This window comes from Ruminococcus sp. 1001136sp1 (genome assembly GCF_039841815.1).
In the GTDB taxonomy this organism is placed as follows: domain Bacteria; phylum Bacillota; class Clostridia; order Lachnospirales; family Lachnospiraceae; genus Blautia_A; species Blautia_A faecis.
The window spans coordinates 17,833-38,289 of the sequence record NZ_JBDPGY010000006.1 but is presented as its reverse complement, the minus strand read 5'-3'; the positions used below and the strand labels follow the sequence as shown (position 1 = coordinate 38,289).

General features: G+C 41.7%; 16 protein-coding genes and 1 tRNA gene. 3 read left to right on the top strand and 14 right to left on the bottom strand.

All coding sequences use genetic code 11. The annotated features are described in order from the left end of the window. Positions 1-141: 141 nt before the first annotated feature. Together ABHC48_RS06710 and ABHC48_RS06705 are read right to left on the bottom strand one after the other, a co-directional pair. Positions 142-363 (bottom strand): FeoA family protein, encoded by a 222-nt coding sequence (locus ABHC48_RS06710; RefSeq protein WP_118581832.1) that lies wholly within the window; start codon positions 361-363, stop codon positions 142-144. A gap of 25 nt (positions 364-388) precedes the next feature. Next, positions 389-601, bottom strand: a complete 213-nt coding sequence (locus ABHC48_RS06705; protein ID WP_118581835.1) for a FeoA family protein — start codon at positions 599-601, stop codon at positions 389-391. 462 nt (positions 602-1,063) lie between these two features. On the opposite strand from ABHC48_RS06705, the gene ABHC48_RS06700 reads away from it, so the two are divergent. Continuing rightward, complete coding sequence (locus ABHC48_RS06700) at positions 1,064-1,948, top strand: LD-carboxypeptidase (RefSeq protein ID WP_195699093.1); 885 nt, start codon at positions 1,064-1,066, stop codon at positions 1,946-1,948. On the opposite strand, the gene ABHC48_RS06695 is transcribed toward ABHC48_RS06700, so the two are convergent. The 3 genes from ABHC48_RS06695 to ABHC48_RS06685 form a co-directional block, all read right to left on the bottom strand. Continuing rightward, positions 1,945-3,117: a malic enzyme-like NAD(P)-binding protein gene (locus tag ABHC48_RS06695; RefSeq protein WP_173716979.1), complete on the bottom strand. Its 1,173-nt coding sequence runs from the start codon at positions 3,115-3,117 to the stop codon at positions 1,945-1,947. The genes ABHC48_RS06700 and ABHC48_RS06695 overlap by 4 nt on opposite strands. A gap of 315 nt (positions 3,118-3,432) precedes the next feature. Next, positions 3,433-5,766: an ABC transporter permease gene (locus ABHC48_RS06690; RefSeq protein ID WP_195699092.1), complete on the bottom strand. Its 2,334-nt coding sequence runs from the start codon at positions 5,764-5,766 to the stop codon at positions 3,433-3,435. Between the two features lie 11 nt (positions 5,767-5,777). Continuing rightward, a complete protein-coding gene (locus tag ABHC48_RS06685; protein ID WP_118581841.1) occupies positions 5,778-6,476 on the bottom strand; it encodes an ABC transporter ATP-binding protein in 699 nt (232 codons plus the stop codon). A 345-nt stretch (positions 6,477-6,821) separates the two neighbouring features. Between ABHC48_RS06685 and ABHC48_RS06680 the strand changes: the two genes are divergently transcribed. Next, entirely contained in the window at positions 6,822-8,726 is a 1,905-nt protein-coding gene (locus ABHC48_RS06680; protein ID WP_195699091.1) for a GGDEF domain-containing protein, read from the top strand. Positions 8,727-8,903: 177 nt separating this feature from the next. Here ABHC48_RS06680 and ABHC48_RS06675 read toward each other — a convergent pair whose 3' ends face one another. From ABHC48_RS06675 to ABHC48_RS06650, 6 genes are all read right to left on the bottom strand, one after another. Continuing rightward, entirely contained in the window at positions 8,904-9,161 is a 258-nt protein-coding gene (locus tag ABHC48_RS06675; RefSeq protein ID WP_173719155.1) for a hypothetical protein, read from the bottom strand. 197 nt (positions 9,162-9,358) lie between these two features. After that, positions 9,359-9,432: transfer RNA gene (locus ABHC48_RS06670), tRNA-Arg, on the bottom strand. Positions 9,433-9,616: 184 nt separating this feature from the next. Next, a complete protein-coding gene (locus ABHC48_RS06665; protein WP_195699090.1) occupies positions 9,617-10,063 on the bottom strand; it encodes a hypothetical protein in 447 nt (148 codons plus the stop codon). Positions 10,064-10,314: 251 nt separating this feature from the next. Further along, positions 10,315-11,706, bottom strand: a complete 1,392-nt coding sequence (locus ABHC48_RS06660) for an aminopeptidase (protein ID WP_195699089.1) — start codon at positions 11,704-11,706, stop codon at positions 10,315-10,317. 188 nt (positions 11,707-11,894) lie between these two features. Next, complete coding sequence (locus tag ABHC48_RS06655; RefSeq protein WP_195699088.1) at positions 11,895-13,625, bottom strand: ABC-ATPase domain-containing protein; 1,731 nt, start codon at positions 13,623-13,625, stop codon at positions 11,895-11,897. Positions 13,626-14,076: 451 nt separating this feature from the next. Further along, the gene (locus tag ABHC48_RS06650; RefSeq protein ID WP_118581862.1) at positions 14,077-14,808 is read right to left on the bottom strand and encodes a histidine phosphatase family protein; all 732 of its coding nucleotides are present in this window, start codon (positions 14,806-14,808) and stop codon (positions 14,077-14,079) included. A 324-nt stretch (positions 14,809-15,132) separates the two neighbouring features. Here ABHC48_RS06650 and ABHC48_RS06645 point away from each other — a divergent pair, with 324 nt between their 5' ends. After that, positions 15,133-15,699 carry a hypothetical protein gene (locus ABHC48_RS06645; RefSeq protein ID WP_195699087.1) on the top strand — a complete coding sequence of 189 codons (567 nt, stop codon included), beginning with the start codon at positions 15,133-15,135 and terminating at the stop codon, positions 15,697-15,699. Between the two features lie 13 nt (positions 15,700-15,712). Here ABHC48_RS06645 and ABHC48_RS06640 read toward each other — a convergent pair whose 3' ends face one another. The 3 genes from ABHC48_RS06640 to ABHC48_RS06630 are packed head-to-tail and all read right to left on the bottom strand — an operon-like array spanning position 15,713 to position 20,443. Beyond that, positions 15,713-16,393 (bottom strand): polysaccharide deacetylase family protein, encoded by a 681-nt coding sequence (locus ABHC48_RS06640; protein ID WP_173719149.1) that lies wholly within the window; start codon positions 16,391-16,393, stop codon positions 15,713-15,715. Then, positions 16,366-18,549: a 1,3-beta-galactosyl-N-acetylhexosamine phosphorylase gene (gnpA, locus tag ABHC48_RS06635; RefSeq protein ID WP_195699086.1), complete on the bottom strand. Its 2,184-nt coding sequence runs from the start codon at positions 18,547-18,549 to the stop codon at positions 16,366-16,368. The genes ABHC48_RS06640 and gnpA overlap by 28 nt, the downstream gene beginning before the upstream one ends. Next, the gene (locus ABHC48_RS06630) at positions 18,542-20,443 is read right to left on the bottom strand and encodes a hypothetical protein (RefSeq protein WP_195699085.1); all 1,902 of its coding nucleotides are present in this window, start codon (positions 20,441-20,443) and stop codon (positions 18,542-18,544) included. Before ABHC48_RS06630 ends, gnpA begins: the two co-directional genes overlap by 8 nt. Positions 20,444-20,457: the final 14 nt, after the last annotated feature.

Sequence of the window (20,457 nt, the reverse complement as noted above, 5' to 3'; positions counted from 1 at the left end):
CATTCCAGAACATGCAATTTCATGCTGTGCTGATTTTACCGCTGTTCATATGACAACATTTGTAAGATGTTTCGCAAAAGTACGTGAACAGTAACTTTTCCCTTATGTACACACAGCAAAGTACTATATCCTGTACAGTACTTATTCTACCTCTATCATTTCTGCATCGACTTTTCTCAGAGACAGTTCATAATCTCTCACGGTTACCTCAATAGGATCTCCAAGCGGTGCAACTTTACGTACATAGATCTGTACCCCTTTGGTGATTCCCATATCCATGATACGTCTCTTTACTGGTCCTTCACCGTGCAGTCTCTTCACTGTGACAGTCTGACCTACGCCAACTTGCCGTAATGTTTTCATAATACTTGCTCCTTTTTTCTGGATTTCAGACCATGATCCGATTCGCCATATCCTTGCCAATGGCAACTCTGGAATCTTTCACATTCACGATCATATTACCGCTGATCTCACTTACAACGGTTACTGTAGCTCCCTGTACAAACCCAAGATTTTCAAGGAATTTACGGGTTTCTTCTTTACCGCCGACTTTTTTAATCACCTGCGGCTCTCCTTCGTTTACCATTGATAACGGCATCATATCATCCTTCCTTTTTTGTGCTTTAGAAACACCTATTTATTATTATGTTTCGCTTACGTTGATTAGTATATTCTAATTTATATAAGCTGTCAATAATTTATTTGCACTTTTTTCTCATTTTTTTCACTGCAATTTCGTAAATTTTGACCAGTGCTTTTTGAAAATGTTTCGGGATTCCAGAGTGTGTTAAAAAAAATCTCTACAAAATATACCGCAAAGTGGGGCGTACAGATTGCGAAACGTTACCAGTGAACATCAACTGCGGGAATGCTTTTTCAAACACGCTCCAGGATGAATGGTGGATTTATGAGGAATTATTGTTTATAATGTAAAAGAAGATAAAAAGTGTTGAATGAGCGTATTTTTATGCTTCATACATTGTTTTAGATAGTAAAATCTGTGAAAAAGTTACATGTATAAAAAAATCACATGCACTTTATTGAAAAGAAAGGATTACTTTTTATGAAACAGGGAAGCAAAATCGGGATTGTCAGTTGTTCCAACGGACTTAGGCCAGAACAGGCCGAAACAATAAAAATGTTGGTGCAGATTCTGGAAAAATCCGGACTAGAAGTAGATCTTAGCCCTTATCTTTATGGAGATGAAAACGGACAGGCTGGAACTGCCAGGGAGCGTGCCTGGGCTCTTATGAAATTTTATGAGGATGATTCTGTCACGGATATTTTTGACGTATCTGGCGGGGATATGGCCAACGAGATTTTACCCTATCTGGATTTTCAGACCATTGCTTATGGAAAAAAGCATTTTTGGGGATATAGTGATCTGACAACAATTATAAATGCCATTTATGCCCGAACAGGGAAATCATCTGTCCTGTACCAGATACGAAATCTCACCTACGATCACAGCCAGTCCCAGATAACGGACTTTCTTAGTACTACCTTGGCGGGGGCCACTTCTCTTTATGATTTTCCTTATGAATTTGTGAGGGGGACTCATATGGAGGGAATTGTAGTAGGAGGAAATATACGGTGCCTTTTGAAGCTGGCTGGCACGCCTTACTGGCCGGATATGCGGGAGAAAATCCTGCTTCTGGAGTCCTTTGGAGGAAAACTGCCGCAGATGGTGACTTATTTAAGCCAGTTGAACCAGATGGGGGTATTTAAGAAGGTGAATGGGATTTTATTGGGGACGTTTACGAAAATGGAGGAGGATAACTGTCAACCAGATATGGCGCAGCTAGTCCTTGAATTCGCAGAAAAAAAGACACCCGTTGCGAAATCACCTTTGATCGGGCATGGAACGGATTCAAAGGCGATTCGCATCGGGCATCGTTTAAAGTTATTCTCCGCAGAAGAAAACAAACGGATATATAAAGAATTTTAGATCCTAGCCACTCCGCTCTTAATGGCAGCTTCAGCAGTAGCCTTCGCAACCGCATCTTTCACTCTTGAATCAAATGCTGCTGGCAGAATATAATCAGCGCAGAGTTCTTCGTCGCTTACCAGGCCTGCAATGGCATAAGCTGCGGCAATCTTCATTTCGTCGTTGATGTCAGATGCACGGACATCAAGGGCACCGCGGAAGATTCCCGGGAAGCAGAGAACATTGTTCACCTGATTCGGATAGTCGGAACGACCTGTGGATACTACCGCTGCGCCTGCTGCCTTGGCCTCATCCGGAAAAATCTCAGGAGTCGGGTTTGCGCAGGCAAAGATGATCGGATCTTTCGCCATAGTGCGAACCATATCCGGAGTAAGGGTTCCAGGTGCGGAAACACCGATAAATACGTCAGCGCCTTTGATCACTTCACTCAAGGAGCCCTTCTCCTGATTAGCGTTTGTGATCTTCGCCATCTCTTCCTTAATTGGGTTCAGGCCCTCACGGCCTTCGTAAATTGCACCTTTACGATCTGTCATAATAACATTCTTAAGTCCCATGGAAATAAGAAGTTTGATAATCGCGATTCCGGCAGCTCCTGCTCCGGAAGTAACGATCTTAATGTCTTCGATTTTTTTGCCAACAACCTTCAGCGCATTGATCACACCTGCAAGCGTAATAACTGCAGTACCATGCTGGTCGTCATGGAAAATCGGAATATCACAGCACTCTTTCAGCTTCTTCTCAATCTCAAAGCATCTCGGTGCGGAAATATCCTCCAGGTTTACACCGCCGAAGCTTCCAGCCAGAAGGCGAACGGTCTGCACGATCTCATCTACGTCCTTGCTTCGAACACAAAGTGGAATAGCATCTACATCACCAAACTCTTTGAACAGAACGCATTTGCCCTCCATAACCGGCATACCAGCCTCTGGACCGATATCTCCAAGACCAAGAACTGCGGTACCATCTGTTACAACAGCAACGGTATTCCAACGTCTGGTGAGTTCATAACTTTTATTAATATCTTTCTGAATCTCAAGGCAAGGCTGTGCAACACCAGGGGTGTAAGCAAGGCTTAAAGCATCCTTGGAATCAACCTTTGCTCTTGAAACAACTTCAATTTTACCTTTTAACTCATAGTGCATCTTTAAGGATTCTTTTGCGTAATCCATGTTCGTATCTCCTCTTCTGAAAAAATGTGTGGGCACCTGCTCTCATTATTATACGCAGCAAGTCCCGCTCGGATACAAAATATCCACTTTGGGCTACAAGGGAAAGTATATACGAAACTTCGTCAAATCACAACATGAAAATATGAATAAATCTCTCAATAAACAAAACACCGTTCCAACCTGGCTGCTACTATTAACCCGAACCCTCAAAACGTATTGCCGAAAATAAAATGCTCAGCATAAATCAGGGCAAACTCCCGAAGAAATAGAAGTCTGCCCCAATATCCTCCAATATTCTATTTTCTTATAATTCTCTTACTCCACATTCTTCAGCGCCACATCCATTGGAATCTTCTTGATCCTTCTAAATTGCAACAAGGCTACCAGCACATACGCTCCCATTCCCATCGCAAACATCTCCGGATAAACCGCTGGTTTCAGATATAAGGTCAGCCAACCTGAGAAGGATGACATCAGATATCCGTAAATTCCATATATCGTCCAGGTAGACAGCAGCAGGCTAAGTAAAATGGACAAGATCACCACCCACGTAGTGGATGTAAGATACAGGCTGTTGATCTCCCGGTTCTCATACCCCAGAATCTTTACCATAGAAATGGCATTGGCATTTTTCTCAATGATCAGCTTGGTAAGCAGATAGATCAGGAGGGCAAACAGCACAACTGCAAATATATTGATCAGCTGGAACATTTCTCCCATAGACACATCCAGCTGACGGCTGACCTTTGTCAGATCGTCCTCCGTAATCGTTGTTGCGATCAGATTCTCATCCAGATCTGTGATCTTTTCCCTGGAAAAATAACCGTTAAAATAATCCTCCTTTTCCCCAAAGGTTTTCCTGTAGGAGGAAATCGGCATAAATACCGTCAAAGATGCCGGATAATCGTAGATTCCCTGCACTGTAAACTCATAAGTCTCACTTCCGTAAGCTTCCTTCAGAACAATGGTATCTCCGGTCTTTATCTTATACTTTTCTGCATAACCGTCAGAAATCAGAACTCCATCAGTTGGAAGTTCCGCGCTTACATACGCACTGTCGTCCGCGATTCCATAGACCGTTATGGTCTCTCCTTCCTGATCCGGCAATACATTTTTCATGGAATTCAGGCAGAATTTTTCTGCTGACTTCTCATTTGTTTTCAAAGATGGAGTAAGAAATTTCTGCAACATTCCCATAACCGTATATTTCTCATCTTCATCTGGCCCCTCCGGTACATTCAGCACATACTGGTACGGCGCGATCATGTTCTTCAAAATTTCTTCCTGATAATGATCCAGAAGCGGCTTCATCATCATTCCAAAAAGCAGCAGTACATTTGCAAAAAAGATTCCAATAAACAAAGTCAGATAACTGGACTTATTCTGCAGGATAATACGAAGCCGGAAGCGGTTGAAAAACTTAAAGTCCGGAAGACGCACAGCTTTTTTCCGTTTGGAAGCAGACAGATCATGACGCAGGAATTTCAAAGGAGAAAGACGCAGTTTCCCTGAAATCAGAATCAAATTGATTCCCAGCATGATCACTACCGGAACCACTGTGGTCAATATAAATGCATCTGCATTCCAGCGTGTTTCATAGGTCGGCAGGCTGTAACTGCCATAATACATACCTGCACAAAGATTTTTAAAGGAGGTGTAGCCCAGCACGTTTCCAAGAACAGAAGCAACCACAGTTACGATCACCGGCATGGAAATATAGTGGACCAGAAGTTCTCTTCTGGAATATCCGGAAGCACGCAGAGTCCCGATCACAGAAGCTTCTTTTGTAATGGTATTATTTGTTGTAACTGCAAACACAAAAGCAATGATGACGATCAGAATATACAGCAGCACCTCCATCATAGCCTTATCACCGCCCATATCTTCACCGGTAAAAGTGATGGCCTGATTGGAATAGGCCGGGATAAAACCTGTCACATTTCCATATTTGACCAGAACCTCCAGAAAATCCTCTGACATGTTTTTCGCTTCAATATCATCCTTTGGTGCAGTCTCATACTGCCAGGAATAGCGGTACTCCAGATGGGTTGTTCCAAAAGCATCCGCACCTTTCTCGGTCATAATACCCACGCCAAATTTTACAGCATCAAACATCATATCGCTGTTATCGGAAAATAAACAACTGTAGTCAGGTAATGCCACCAGTCCGGTAACTGTCAGTTCTTCTCCTGCGATTTTCAGCTTGTCACCAACCTTCAGCTTGTTATTATCTGCATACATCCGGTCAATGGCAATCTCGTTCTTTGCAGCTGGCATTCCCCCTGACATCAGGCACACAAGATTCATATCGGTACGCTCCTGATAGATACGCATGGTTTCCTCTTCGTTTCCGTCCAGATCCGCATCTGTGGCCTCATCCCGATAAAAATTTTCGCAGATTCGTACTTTTCCATTTTTTTCAATTTTCTTTAAATCGCTTTCGCTGGCTTTCGAAGAAAGGGTAAAGTTGCCATGCTCAATGTTATATTTTTCGAAACCTTCGTCATAAGCAGCCAGCATACTGTCATCAGCCACAAGAAAGCCCGAGACAAAGCCTATGGTCAGTGTCATAAACAGAAAGATCACAATATATTTTCCGAAATCACTTTTCAATTCTCTTGGAAGACGTTTCCACAATGGATTCTTCATAGCGCACCGCCTTACCAGTCCAGATCGTCGGCTGCGACTTTGGACTCATTGAGATAGTTTTTGCGGATCTGACCGTCACGAAGCTTCACTACGCGGTCTGCCATATTCTTAATGGCATCGTTGTGGGTAACCATGATGATGGTATTTCCGTACTTCTGGTTGACCTGCTCGATCAGACGCAGAATTTCCTTGGATGTGTTGTAATCCAGTGCACCTGTAGGCTCGTCGCAGAGAAGAATGTCCGGATTTTTTACAATAGCACGACCAATGGCCGTTCTCTGTTGCTGACCGCCGGAAAGCTGGTTGGGCAGCTTATGTCTGTGCTCATAAAGCCCCAGTGTATGAAGCAGCTCGTCAATATCCAGTGCCTTATCGCTGAGATATGCGCCCACCTCAATATTTTCCTTTACATTTAAATTTGGGATCAGATTATACATCTGAAAAACATATCCCAGATGCTTCCGGCGGTAAAGAGTCAGCGCTTTCTCCTTCATATCTCCTGTTTTTTCCCCATCTATGGAAATATAGCCCTCATCTGGCTCATCAATTCCACCGATAATATTCAAAAGTGTGGATTTTCCAGAACCAGACGGTCCAAGAAGCACGCAGAATTCCCCTTTTTCCACAGAAAAATCAATTCCCCGAAGAACCTCTGTCCTGCTGTCTCCGGAACCAAAGCCTTTCTTCAAATCTTTAATTTCAAGAAACATCTCTTTTCCTCCCTGTAAACCATTATCGTTCATGAACATTTTTCATAAAAAACAATTACAAGCATTCATCATTCTGTCTTTTGTTAGTTTATGCTAACTTATATTTATCATACCTCTTTTATCCGGTTATGAAAAGGAGGGGAATTGAGAATAATTCTCAACATCTGCATTTTCGCTTTTTCGAAAATTATTTTGTTAAAAATCACCTTTACCAAATTTTTCTTCTTAATTTTTTACATATTTTTTCACAGAAAATGTGGCATTTCCATAAAAATTTGATATAATATTCACAATGTTTATAGTTTTTCACAACATTGTGAAATCTGTTATTCGGGAGATTTTTGCATGAAAAAAATAGCACTTATTACAGATGGCTGGGGACGTTATGTAACCTATACCTGGATTCAGGGATATCGAAATTACATGGCTGCCCACCAGTCAGATATGGATTTATATATTTTTCAGAGCTTTGGGAATTTCAGTATGGATGAGAAGCATAATGCAGGAGAATATAACATTGCACGGCTTCCGGATTTTTCAGAATTTGACGGCATCCTTCTGGATCTTGCCACCGTGTCCCAGCCAGACCTGATTGCAGAGATAATTGAACGCGCGAAGCTCAGCAGCATCCCAGCAATTTCTCTTCTTGAGCAGATTCCAGGACTGTACCATTCCGGAATTGACAACTACGAAGCCATTAGCCGGATTGTTGAGCACCTGATCACAGAGCATGGATGCCGTACCTTAAATTTCATCGGCGGGCCAGAATTTAACAGGGAAAATCAGCTCCGTTTCAAAGCTTACAGGGATGCCCTTCTTCGCCATGGGATTCCTTTCGAGGAGCAGCGCGTGATTCATCATAATTATGAAATCGAAACCGGAATCCAGGCATTTTCCACATTTAAAGAGAAAAACCTGCTTCCAGATGCCTTTGTCTGTGTCAACGACAATACAGCTGTAGGCGTCTGCCTCGCCGCCAAGGAAGCCGGATATTCTATTCCCGGGGATTTTCTGGTAACCGGTTTTGACAACGAAGACAAAGCTTCCTATTATGAGCCCAGAATTACCACGGTAGGCTTCTCCAAAGCCGATATCATGGAAAATGCCCTTTTAATGCTGGAAAAAATCTGGAATGGAAATGCAGAGGAAACTTATATATACGCACCTTTCACCTACGTTTTTCAGGAAAGCTGCGGTTGCGTTTCCCAGAATCCACCTGACCGTGGAGAGTATGTAATCAAGCGCATCGTTGCAGAAGCACGTCAGAGCGATATGCAAAACTGGATGATGGATCTGAACCGTGTTCTCCTGGACTGTGCAGGATACACAGAGCTTGCAGGACGTATGCAGAACTGGCTGACAAAGCATGGTTGCGGAAATATTTATCTGTTTTTGAACCCGGATATCTTTATGAGCGAAAATATGGATACACTGCCTGAGCTTCCGGAGGATACTTATCAGACAGAAGGATACCCTAAGGAGATGGCACTGGTTTACCCGCCCCTGAATGGTACGAACCGGCTTCACCTTAATCTGAAAGAAATTCTTTCACTTCCACAGACAGAAGCTACCAGAGGACAAAATATTTACCAGTTCTGTCCTCTGCATTTTCGTGAACGGGAGATTGGATTTCTGATTATCACCAATTGTGATTATCTTCTGGAGCATCAGTTCCTGTTCGAAACCTTAAATGCACTCCAGACTTCCATGGAAGCCCTGTATGCAAGACTTACCCTGCGTAAAATGAATAAACAGCTTTCTCAGCTTTACATCCATGATTCTCTCACCGGACTCTACAACCGGATGGCTTACGAGAAGCTTGCCATGCCTCTTTTCCATCAGTGCATGCAGAAAAATCAGCCAGTTGGAATCATGTTTGTGGATGCAGATCACCTGAAATATATCAATGACACCTTTGGGCATGATATGGGAAATCTTGCTATCAGCAGCATTGCTTCCGTCCTGCGGCAGCACTGTCCGGCAGAGTCCGTTTCCATACGCTATGGAGGAGATGAATTCGTATGCGTGATTCCTGATTATAATAAACAGAAAATACAGGAGCTGGCTCATACCCTTCTGGATTCTCTGGAAGTGTTTTCTGCCAACAGCCGTGTGGGATTCCCCATTGAAGCAAGCATCGGATGGGTAATTGCCGATGATCCGGGGCTGACCTTGAATGATTATATCAATCTGGCAGATGAGAAAATGTATTCTGCAAAAAAAGCGCGGAAGGCTGAGCGAAAGATTTGATCTGGAGCTTTATCTTGTTTCTGACAAGAATCCCGCCACAATAAGTATCAGATTCAGGCTATGTCGGTGTTTTCATTTTGATCTGATATATTCTATGAATATAAATAACATGTTTTAACGCCTAAAAAGACACCAGATTCGTTCAGGAAAATCTGGTGTCTTATAAAAAATACCGTATCATTTTTGAATCGCAAAACGTGCTTGCTCCAGATTTTTCCTGTCTACAAGTATTTCGTACTGCTTGGCTTGCTCCGCTGGATTTCCTGCACTTCCCACACGTCCCCGAATAGTTCCGCTGCCTGTCCATTCTCCCAGCTGATCTTTTACTTTGTACTTATACTTGATATTCTGACTATCCAGAATATCCCGGATCTCATTAAATCTTTTCAAATCTGTGCCAATCCATAGGCTTTCTGAATTAAGTACTGTGAACATTTTTCCTCTCTCCTTCCGCGAACTTTAATTCACTCAATAATTTTTCCGAACAAGCTTCACGCTTTTGTTTGAATTACCGTACCATAATTATAGTATTATTTCAATATTGGATTTATATTTCTTATTACCCGCGGTCTGATTTTGTGTACAAAAAAAAACAGAACCATCGATTTCTCAATGATTCCGCTTCTCAATTACGTGTGTTAGAGGATTCGAACCCCCGGCCTTTTGGTCCGTAGCCAAACGCTCTATCCAGCTGAGCTAAACACACATTTATTACTTGTGAAGTATTTGTCCCTCACAACAATGGATATTCTACACGATACCTGTGGTTTTGTCAACACCTTTTTGAAATTTTTTTAAAATATTTTTTAATAGTTTTTTTTTGCACGATTGGTACTATTTTAAAGACTCTATCAGAGCTCTCTAACTTCTTCCAGCATGACGGTGCCTCCCTATCTCCTGGCTTTCTTCGCCTGCCAGTTCAGCACTGCGCCAATCATATAAATAGCCGGGAACATCAGCATTCGGATCACGGAAGCCGGATCGAAATCTCCGAAGATCATAGTAACGATCACTTCTGCCACAACCTCTGCAATAAGAAGGCATCCCATTCCCACACAAAGGCCTGCATTCTTCACCTTACCAGCCTGTTTCACACCAACCACGCCAGCTGCCAGATAGATTACTCCTGCCACCAGAACCATCACATTGCTTGCAACCAGCTGGCTGTAAGTCATACCGTTCTGATTCAGATATTCTACAACTGCGCTGTCACTACTGCCCTTCATAACCAGAGAAAGCGTGTTTCCACTTCCAAATGCCAGCAGAACGCCAAGAAACAGAAGAAGCATGCCGCCAACCTTCAGGATTGTCTCTCCCGGTGCCTGTTTTTTTAACATAATCCAATACTCCTCACTTTATAAAATTTTCAAAATATTACAAACCCAGCCCTCGCTCTCCCAAAATAAAAAAGCCCGAAACAGAGCCCCAAAGGCTCTCTGTAAGTTTTCAAACAGCTTCTGCCATCTTTTTAATAAAAATCACGGACAGACCTAAAACGTCTGTCCGCTAATTTCAAATTATCCGTAGTTCAAGAAACTATTTTCCTAGAGCATGTTTGAAAAAGGCTCTAGAGCGTCAAAGCACCTGCTTACGCATCCAGAAGAAACGCCTTATAAGCCTTCTTTGCCTCGTAAACATCCGCCTTGCTGGTAACCTCCCACGGTGCATGCATACTGAGAACAGAAACACCGCTGTCGATTACTTCCATACCATAAAGAGCTGCGATAAAAGCGATGGTTCCGCCGCCGCCTACATCAACCTTACCAAGCTCAGCTGTCTGGAAGCAAACCTTATGGTCGTCAAAAATTCTGCGGACTCTTGCCACATACTCTGCATTGGCATCATTGGAGCCGGATTTTCCACGGGCACCTGTAAACTTGTTGAGAACGATACCTCTTCCAAGATACGCAGAGTTCTTTTTCTCAAAAGCTTCTGCAAATGCAGGATCATAGCCGGCACTTACATCTGAGGAAAGCATGCTGGAGTTCTTCAGAGCCTTTCTCAGTCTGAGATCTGAATACTGTCCCATTGCATCCAGGACCTCTGCTACACTGTTCTCAAAGAAATGGGACTGCATACCAGTTGCTCCCACGCTTCCGATCTCTTCCTTATCTACAAGGAGACAGCAGCTTGTACGCTTCGGTGCTTCCATCTCAAGAAGAGCCAGAAGGGAAGTATATGCGCAAACTCTGTCATCCTGTCCATAACCCGCGATCATGCTGCGGTCAAGACCACAGTCACGAGCCTTGCCAGCTGGAACGATCTCAAGCTCTGCGGAAAGGAAATCTTCCTCTTCCACACCGTATTTCTCGTTCAGAATACGAAGTACATTCTCCTTAACAGCCTCTTTCTTCTTGTCATCTGGAAGATCCTTCAGTGGCTGGCTTCCAATCAGGATATCCAGCTTCTCACCCTCAACAACCTCGGAAGCCTTCTTCGCCATCTGCTGTCCTGCAAGATGGATTAAAAGGTCTGTGATGTAAAGAACCGGATCGTCCTCATCCTCGCCAACAGTTACATTTACAACTGTGCCATCCTTCTTCACAATTACGCCATGCATTGCCATTGGAAGAGCAACCCATTGATATTTCTTTACCCCACCGTAGTAATGAGTGTCAAGATAAGCCAGATCCGTATCCTCATATAACGGATTCTGTTTAATATCCAGTCTCGGAGAATCAATGTGCGCACAAAGGATATTCATACCCTGTGCCAGATCATCCTCTCCAATATGATACAGGGCAATGATTTTCTGCATTCCGACCTGGTAAACTTTATCTCCTGCTTTCAGATCTTCGCCATTTTTCACCTTTTCTTCAAGGGAAACATAGCCTGCTTCCTCAGCCTCTTTCACAATCTGTGTGATACATTCACGTTCTGTCTTTCCTACATTTAAGAAATGACGATATTTCTTTGCCACAGTTTCCAGATCCTGCATATCAGCATCTGAATATGTGAGCCATGCGTTTGGACGTTCCATAATCTATATCCACCTTTCTCCTGTTTTCATTTTACACAGGGAAAATAATCCCTGTGTTTTCCTCATCCAAAATTCATTATAGCGTATAACCAGGTAAAAAGCTACCGGCAAATAGGTTTTCTTGCACAAATCTTTTGCCGCGCAGTCCAACACTTTGCACTGCCTTTTTTGATATATCCAAATCCGGTTCAAGGTCTCCTGTATCGGTTAAAACAAGCATATACTTCCTGTCGTCTTGGCACTGCATAGCCGCAGGAAGTATAGCCTTCTGACAGAAAAGACAGCCCTTCTTTTTCCAATTTATTGCAAAGCAGCTCCACAATTTCCGGCAGTGTTCTTTTCCCATCAATCAGTTTTTCCACTGCATATTTCAGCAACGCTCCTAAAGCTCCTGTCTGCTCACTGTCGATCAGCTGTTCCACATATCGCAGATCCACTTCCTGTTTTCCAATGGAAAAACCATCTCTGCCATGTACCTTTACTTTCAGCCTTTCCGGCTTATCCTGCGCCTTAGAATGACCATAATAATCCTTCTTGGAACCATTCAACGGCATATTTTTTGACATGATGCGATGGCTTTGTGGTACTTTAAATCCAGCTGCCGTATTCTCATTTAAAGGATAATCCCTGCAAAGTTCCCGGACTTTTTCTGTGATATCTACCGGTATATAATTGTCCATCTGGATCACGGTATCTGCAATATGGAAAAAAGCCCCGGAGCTTCCGGCAACCAGAATTGTGGAAATCCCCTCCTTTTCATACAGATCCCGGGCGCGTTCCAGGAATGGGGTGATCGGCTCTTTTTCCCGGCTGATCACATGCTGCATAAAGGCATCTCGCACCATAAAATTAGTAGCAGATGTATCTTCATCCAACAGAAACGCCTTGCTTCCTGACTCTATTCCTTCCACGATTCCTGCTGCCTGGGAAGTACTTCCGCTGGCATCTTCCGTAGAAAAACAGGTGGTATCTTTTTTATTGGGAAGATCATTTATAAACAGGGAAATATCCACATCTTTCACAAATCTGCCATCCTCAGAGCGCAGCTTCTGAGCTGTGGAATCCGTGATCACATATTCTCTTCCATCTCCCTGAATGTGGTTATACACACCCAGTTCCAATGCGTTCAGAAGGGTAGATTTGCCGTGATAACCACCACCAACGATCAACGTGATTCCCTTAGGAATTCCCATTCCGGTTATTTTTCCCTTATGGGGAAGCGCCATAGTCACCCGAAGACTTTCCGGCGAAGAAAATGTCACGCTCCCCTTCATCGGCTTAGATGAAATACCGCTCTCTCTTGGCAGAATCGCGCCGTCATTTACAAAAGCAATCAGGGAACGCTTCTTTAATTCTTCCCTGATATACGCCTGATCTTCTGCCAGGAAAATAGTATTTTCCAGATCTTTTCCACTTAAATTTCTGTATACAAATGCTTTTTCCACACAAACCGGGAGAAATTCAAAGAATATTTTCTCCAGTTCTCCCGCATTTATAGTACGTCCATTTGCCGGAAATCCTACAAAAAACCGGGCGATAATCCCCTGATCTGTAATCTCACAGGCCGTTCGCTCCAGCACCTCCTGACCGCATCTGGTCACAGAAATAAGTCCGCTTTTTCCAGAGCCTTTTGCCCGGAAAGTATAGCGGTTCACCTGCTGTTCAAACCGTCTGGTAAGATAGTCTGCCAGAGTAATTCTGGTCAGTTTATCTTTATAATATTCCGCTGGAAATCCAGCTTCTCTGTGGGAAATTTTCACACTGACATGGGACGGTGACGCAAATGGATCGCCCTGTACATGCTCAATTGACAAAACATATTTCTTAAACTGATATGCCCCTTTCAGGGATTTATAGGCAGGATAGCTCTTCCGATTGATGGAATGAAGCATGTCCTGCAGCTGATTTGATGACTGCATAAGTACCTCCATTGTCTATAATAACATTGTCAAGCAACGATATCACGCTCTAACTCTTCGCCGCATTCAGTAATAATACTAATTTTTCCCACAACGTAAAACCACCGCCCAGTCAGCGTTCTTGCCAACAGACGGTGGTTTATTTATACATTTTTAGGGAAAGGAAAGAGTTTTTCTTAAGAGTTCTTTCTCTTAAGATGTATATATCATATCGCATAATTGTGAAAAGCATTTGTCCAAATTATAATTTTTTTCTAAAATTTCTAAAATGAAAATAACTAATTCGTAACTGGCATCACAATTCCATCCCTGTTCTTCCCATTGTGTCCTGTTTTCAGATCATAACGTTTCATTATCTTCTGAAAGTCAGAACATAACTCTTACCATCCGTTAATACTATGAAGATTACTGTTCACGCCCTTCACAACAACACACTTCTCAATGCACAATGTCAGTCGTGTCTCTGATCCTTATTTCCATACGCTTCGCAAAATCTTGCTGCAAATGCCGGCGGCTCATTGTTGGCATAAAGGTGGGAAATATCGCCGAAGGAGCTCATGCGGAAAGCTGCGATTCCCTGACGGCGTTCTTCTGTGGTCAAGGTTGTCACAGAGGATGGAGCAGCCACGCAGCCATGCCAAAGTACCATCGGAGAGATATTCAGCAGATGGCTGAGAAGTACACACTCCAATCCAAAATGACAGAAGAAAATAATCGTGTCGTTATTTTCTTCATTTACTTTATAATAGTGACCTTTCCTCTCATATCCATGCTTCGCGAGAAGCTTGTCAAACTCCCCAATCACATGGTCATACTCTTCTTTCACATGCCCTTCCTGCATAGCCTCATTCTCAAACCAGTGGTCATACTGGAAAAAGCGCTCGTCTGCCATCCAGTCCTGTGGAAGCCAGTCCCATGCAATAATCTTCTTATCTTTCACATCCGGGCGCCAGATCTGACAGGGAAATTCCTTCAGCCATTCACACTCTGTGGCTGTTCTTCCCATCTTTTTCAAAGTCGGAGCCGCAGTATCCTTCGCTCTTCCAAGGGGGGATACATAGAAAGCTTTTACATCTAATTTGGAAAGCTTCTGTGAAAGATACTCCACCTCTTTCCAGCCTTTTTCCGTAAGGGAATCTATATCATAATCCGGGTCACCATGGCGTACAATTAATAATTTCATAATGTCACTCCTCGTTATTTCGCTTTTGAATCACTAATACTTTCAAGCTGTTTCTTATTTCATTGAATAATAACGATTTTAGCATATCTTCACAGATAATTCACCATATTTCTTACCGTCATTTCTTTACAATTTTTGTGAAAGAAGTATATAATAATGCTATATCAACGGGTCTTTTGACGCTCATATCTTATATGAATTCAAACAGACGCTGATCGGATCATACTTTAATAAATACAAGAACTAAGTGGACGCAATAACCACTTTCAGATTACATTTTATCCCTCAATATAACTCAATTTACGATTCAAGCGAGGTACCCACATGAAAAAACTTGCCGTCATTTTCCCAGGTGTCGGTTATACCTGCACCAAGCCCCTTCTCTATTATACTGCTTCCATGGCTGCTGAACGTGGTTATGAAATCATCCGCCTTGACTACGGCCAGGACATCCACACCTTCCACGGCCGCACCCCAGCGGAACTGGAACCTATCATAAAACTGGCAATAAAAAGAACGCTCCCCCAATTGGAAAACGTTCCTTTCTCTGAATATGATGATATTATTTTTATCTCCAAAAGCATCGGCACCACCATCGCCTGCCAGCTGGAAACAGCACTGCAGCTGAAGGGAAAAGTCCATCAATTTCTTATGACTCCAATTCCTTCTACCCTCCGTTATCTCTCCGATATCAACGGGCTCTTCTTCGCCGGAACCGCTGATCCATACATGCCGGAGTCCAAGATACACGCTGCTGCAAGAAACTTCCCAGATAAAACCGGCGGGATTTTCGAGGGCTGCAACCACTCCCTGGAGCAAAAAGGCGACACTTTAGGTGCGCTGAAGAATGTCAGACTGATTGTAGAATGTCTGGATAAAATGCTAGTCTGATTTTTGTTTTCTATTAACAGGGAAGAAGCACTTCCCTGTTTGTTCCATAAAAGATATTATTATGTCCAATTAATCTGTCTAAAATTTCTTCCATCCGTTTCCAGTTATTATTTACATCAAACTCATAGCTGTGTCCCCATATGTAAAATAACTGCTTTTCTTCACTTTTTTCTTTTAAAAATTTCTCCAGAAGTTCCCATATATTTTCGTCAGCATGATGACAAGTTGGTTTAAATATCAATAAATTCTTTTGTAATTTAAATGCTCCGGAAAACACAACTGACCGTGCATATTGAATTTTACATTTTTTCAATATCTGAACCACTTCATCATTATATGTTCCATAAGGATACGCCATACCGGTAATCTGGCAGTCAAACATCCGTTCCAGATTTTGTTTATCCAGGAAAACTTCATTATATACAGTGTCTTTATCAAGCTTTGTTAAATCTTGATGAGTCAATGTATGAACCGCGATTTCATGACCCTTATACAATTCTTTTAATCCTTCTGCATTCATATGATGCACTCTTACATTACCAAAGTCATAATGGCTGGCATATGTCTGCATTCCACTGTTTATATTGAATGTTGCTTTTACATGATAATAGTTGAACATGTCTACCAGTCTCCTGTCCTGGCAAACTCCATCATCATAGCTAAATGTTACTGCCTTTTGTTTCCCATCCCACATATATTCTGTAGCCTCGTTTCATATCCTTCAAGCTGCATGCTCCAAACGGCTCCTTCACATACAATCTTTGTTGTTTGTTTCTCTCCTGAATTATTAATAACAACTAATTTTTGTGCGTCTGGATAATAGGCACATTCCACATGCAGATTATCTGTAATGCATTCTGCCTGTTCTTCCCGTCCAGCCTCTAATATCAATTGCAACAATAATCTGGTACTTTCCTCTGAAAAAGCAAATCCCGTCATATAAATTCCACTTCCTTTTCCAAACTGGTGTCTGGTAATACCCGGATACCCACCTGCAGCCTCTGCCAATACCTCTGTTTTTTTATCTGTCAGGTATATATGTTCCATTACTGGCCATTCCAGTATATCTAATATATGATTTTGTGGTGCTTTTACTTCATACTCCCATTTTCCATGACATACCCTTGCCCCATTATCTTCATCTACGCCCAGTACCTGTGCCAATCTGAAAAACGTATCATATCCACTGGTTGCTGATGGCTCGCCAATTCCAATAAAACAGCCCCCTTCATATACCCACTTTGTAATTGCCTCAACAACTTTCACGTCTTTCCAGTTATCACCGCCACTCCATGCGTCACCCGATTTTCCTGCATTAATAATGACTTTGTATCTGGATAAATCTCCGCTTCTGGCTGTCTCAAAATCAATAAAATCAACATCCACAGGCAAACCTGAAAGCGCCTCATTTATATGAATCAAATTATGCATATATGTTTCATGAAAATGTCCAGACAAAGTCCATGAACGCAATTTGCCCCAACAATGTAAAACCGCTACTTTGGTTTTCAAGGTCCAAGGCTTTCCTTTTTCATGAAAAGACTTCAACATGCGAAATTCATCTGCAACTTTTTCAATGTAATCGCAAAAATCCGGATAATTCTCCGTAAGATGTAAATATCCGCCTAATCCAATTCTTTGAATCGGTTCACGCAACAATGCACGCCTTACATTTCTCCAATACTGCATTGCATCCCTTGTAGGATTTCCTCCCTCTGTAAATGTAGGTGCTCCTCCAAGCCCCACCGGGAAAAGATAAGGATGAAGCCTGAGTTCATGAACTTCTGTATCTACACCTGCACAAAGACGTGCTTCATACCCGGAAAATACGCATTTAATAATCCCATCAAAACCAAATTCATAAAATCTGTCATTATATGGTTCAATTCCAACCCAGCTGTCATCGTAAAATACGTAAGCCTTTTTTCCATATTCATGCACAATATCTATTAGTTTTTTTCCAAATGAAATTACAAAATCATTAATAAATTCCATCCAGTCTTTTTTTGCTTTTGTTGGCGGCATATGGGTTACCCGATATTTCCCCTGATTCACAAAATCCTCTGCGGTAAGTGCATATCCATATTTCTGTTCGAAATTGTGTAAAGCAAGAGGACTCACTGTAAAATCGTAGGAGCCCCAGTCTGTAAATAAATTTCGTTTTCTGGCATCGCTTCCCCAAATCCAGACAAAATTATAAAACATAGAGGTAAAACGAACCACTGTAGTTGCAGGATGTTCTTCGCACCATTCTTTCATCCAATTAATTAAATAAACCTGTGTTTCAGCGTATACAGGATCTATCGGTATAAGATGCTCTTTATCCCAGTTATTGGTAATATGATTATACATGGAAATTTCTTCCCAACTTCGATATGCCAGAAAGCTGACTGTATATTTGTGCCATAATACACAGTTTTCAATCCTGACAACACCTTTTTTCTTATCATAGCTCCAGTTTTCTTTATTTACTTCCCTGTCAGTTGTGCGGTCATACACCTGCCAGTAACCCAAAGCTTCTGCACTGTCATTAATTTTAAACTGCTCCTGAAAAAACTCTTTTAAGAGCTCTAGTTCTAGATAATGCTCAACTGCAGTTTTCGGTTCTGTGACAAGAAAAGTCTGCTGCAATTTATCCAAATTTTCCATAGCCCAGGGATTATGACCGCGGATAATACAAATAGTAGAATAAATACCATATCCTGCCTCCGTTATCTCCGGAGACAGTTCTGTCCCATCAGAATCCCTTATTACATCTGCTCCCCATTTTTTTGCAAGTTCTAAGGTCAATTTTTCATAACCAGCCTCACCAGGCAAGGTAAAGCCACCTTTATTTTCTAACTCAGTCATAATTTTTGTCCTCTTTCAAGTAGTAGTACAAAGCCCAGTCCTGATCATTCGCCCATGGATCCGCATACTGGCATCTTACCTTATTAACCATAAAAGGATATACATATGCGCAGCTTGCACTTCCGTCACCATTTATCATACTTAGTACACCTCGCAATGAATTTTCCGCCTTTACACCATATGATCTCTCACTGGTTATTTTTTCATATTCCCGAAAAGCAACACCACTTAAAGAACTCCAGTAATGTGGAAATGTATCTCCAAGATTTTTGTACTTTCCAAACCAATATCCATCCCAATGACGAACCGCATTTTCATACATATGAAAATCTGGCTGATGTCCATTAAACAGCACCAGTACAGCTAATTGTTTCTTTCCTTCTTCCAGATATAATATTTTTCCTGTAAGTTCGTATAACTGAAAAAGATAATTTACTGCAGGGGCAACAATACTCTGCTCATATTTTACTTCATGCGGTGGATAACATAATCCGTTTTTTATAAGCATTTTGCCATGTGTTTCATAGTATCTCAGAAGTTCCTCTGCCTCTCTTTCCATACCACCCGATTTCAATAAATTCACAGATTCCAGCATAGGGATTCCAATTGCATAGAATGAAGCTCCGTCTTGTGCATAATAAGATTTCATAATTTTATACATATTTTTAAGATCAGCAACCTCATTATACAATCTGTATCTTTCCATAAAAAAAATTGCAAGCCATGGATAATTGTACAAACGGTTCCAGGTATTATCTCTTCCTGCATCATTGTATACAATACCTGTATTCTCATCGTAGAGCTCTCTGTATATGTATTCGGTATATTTCTGCAGTGCTTTTTCCACTTTCATATCTTTATTTTTCTGCAGCCAGAGCGCCAGAAGTGCCCCCATTCCCACTCTTTCCCTGCCACCGTTATGATCGTATTCTTTTTCATAAACCAATCGCTTATCTTCATTATCATAAGTAAGAAATGCACCATCCAAAAGGCTTCCACTGCAAAAATACTGCTGTTTTTCAACAATAAATCTGCATCTTTTTTCTGCAAGCTTCTCCACCCTTGGTAATACCAGAATAACCGCAGATGTACTGTATTCTCCTCTCTTTATGAAGAACTCTTTTTCACCCTGACTTACAGAATCCATTTTAATTTTATAATCTATGCAATTACCGTTTTCTGTTTTTTTAGTTGAAATTTTTTCACCTGCAAGAGTGACTTCGATTTCTTTTTCATGCCAGATATCTTTATCTGCTTTTATATGAAAACTTAAGTTCTCGCCCTCAAAATAAATTCCATGTTCCAACTGTATCAACAGCTGTCCTTCCTGATGAAGCAATTTCTCTTCAAAATCCCTTTGATCGTCATACCAGAAAAGATCCCATTGAATCACGGTTCTTTCTTCTGGTTTTAAGTTGTTTATTTTAGGATTTAATATAATAGTTCCGCGATCATTGCTGAGTTCTTTTTCATTTCTTATAATGCTATAGCCTTCTATTTTGCCTTCTTTCAGAACCAACCCAAGATTTGGTTTTTCTCCTCCCATTCTGATCCCGGCAATATAACTCTGACTTTCACCGCAACGGATGTGTGCATGACAGCGCTCTCTCATACAGATTTCAGCAGCCGTATAATTATCAGGAAACGGTACCGCAATACCAATTTCACCTTTTTTGTGAAAATACTCCCGATCCCGATTATTCACAAAAATATATTTTTCAGTTATCTTTCCTTTTGTAGATACCGTTCTTTCTATTCTACCTGTAATTCCGTCTGGAAGAAACATTTCTCCCCATTTTTTACCTGTGGCAACCCAGTTCATTTTATATTTGTCATTTTTGTTTACAATGCTTTCCAACTGATGATTTTCATTCTCTTTAACAATAAATTCCATACCTAATCCTCCAT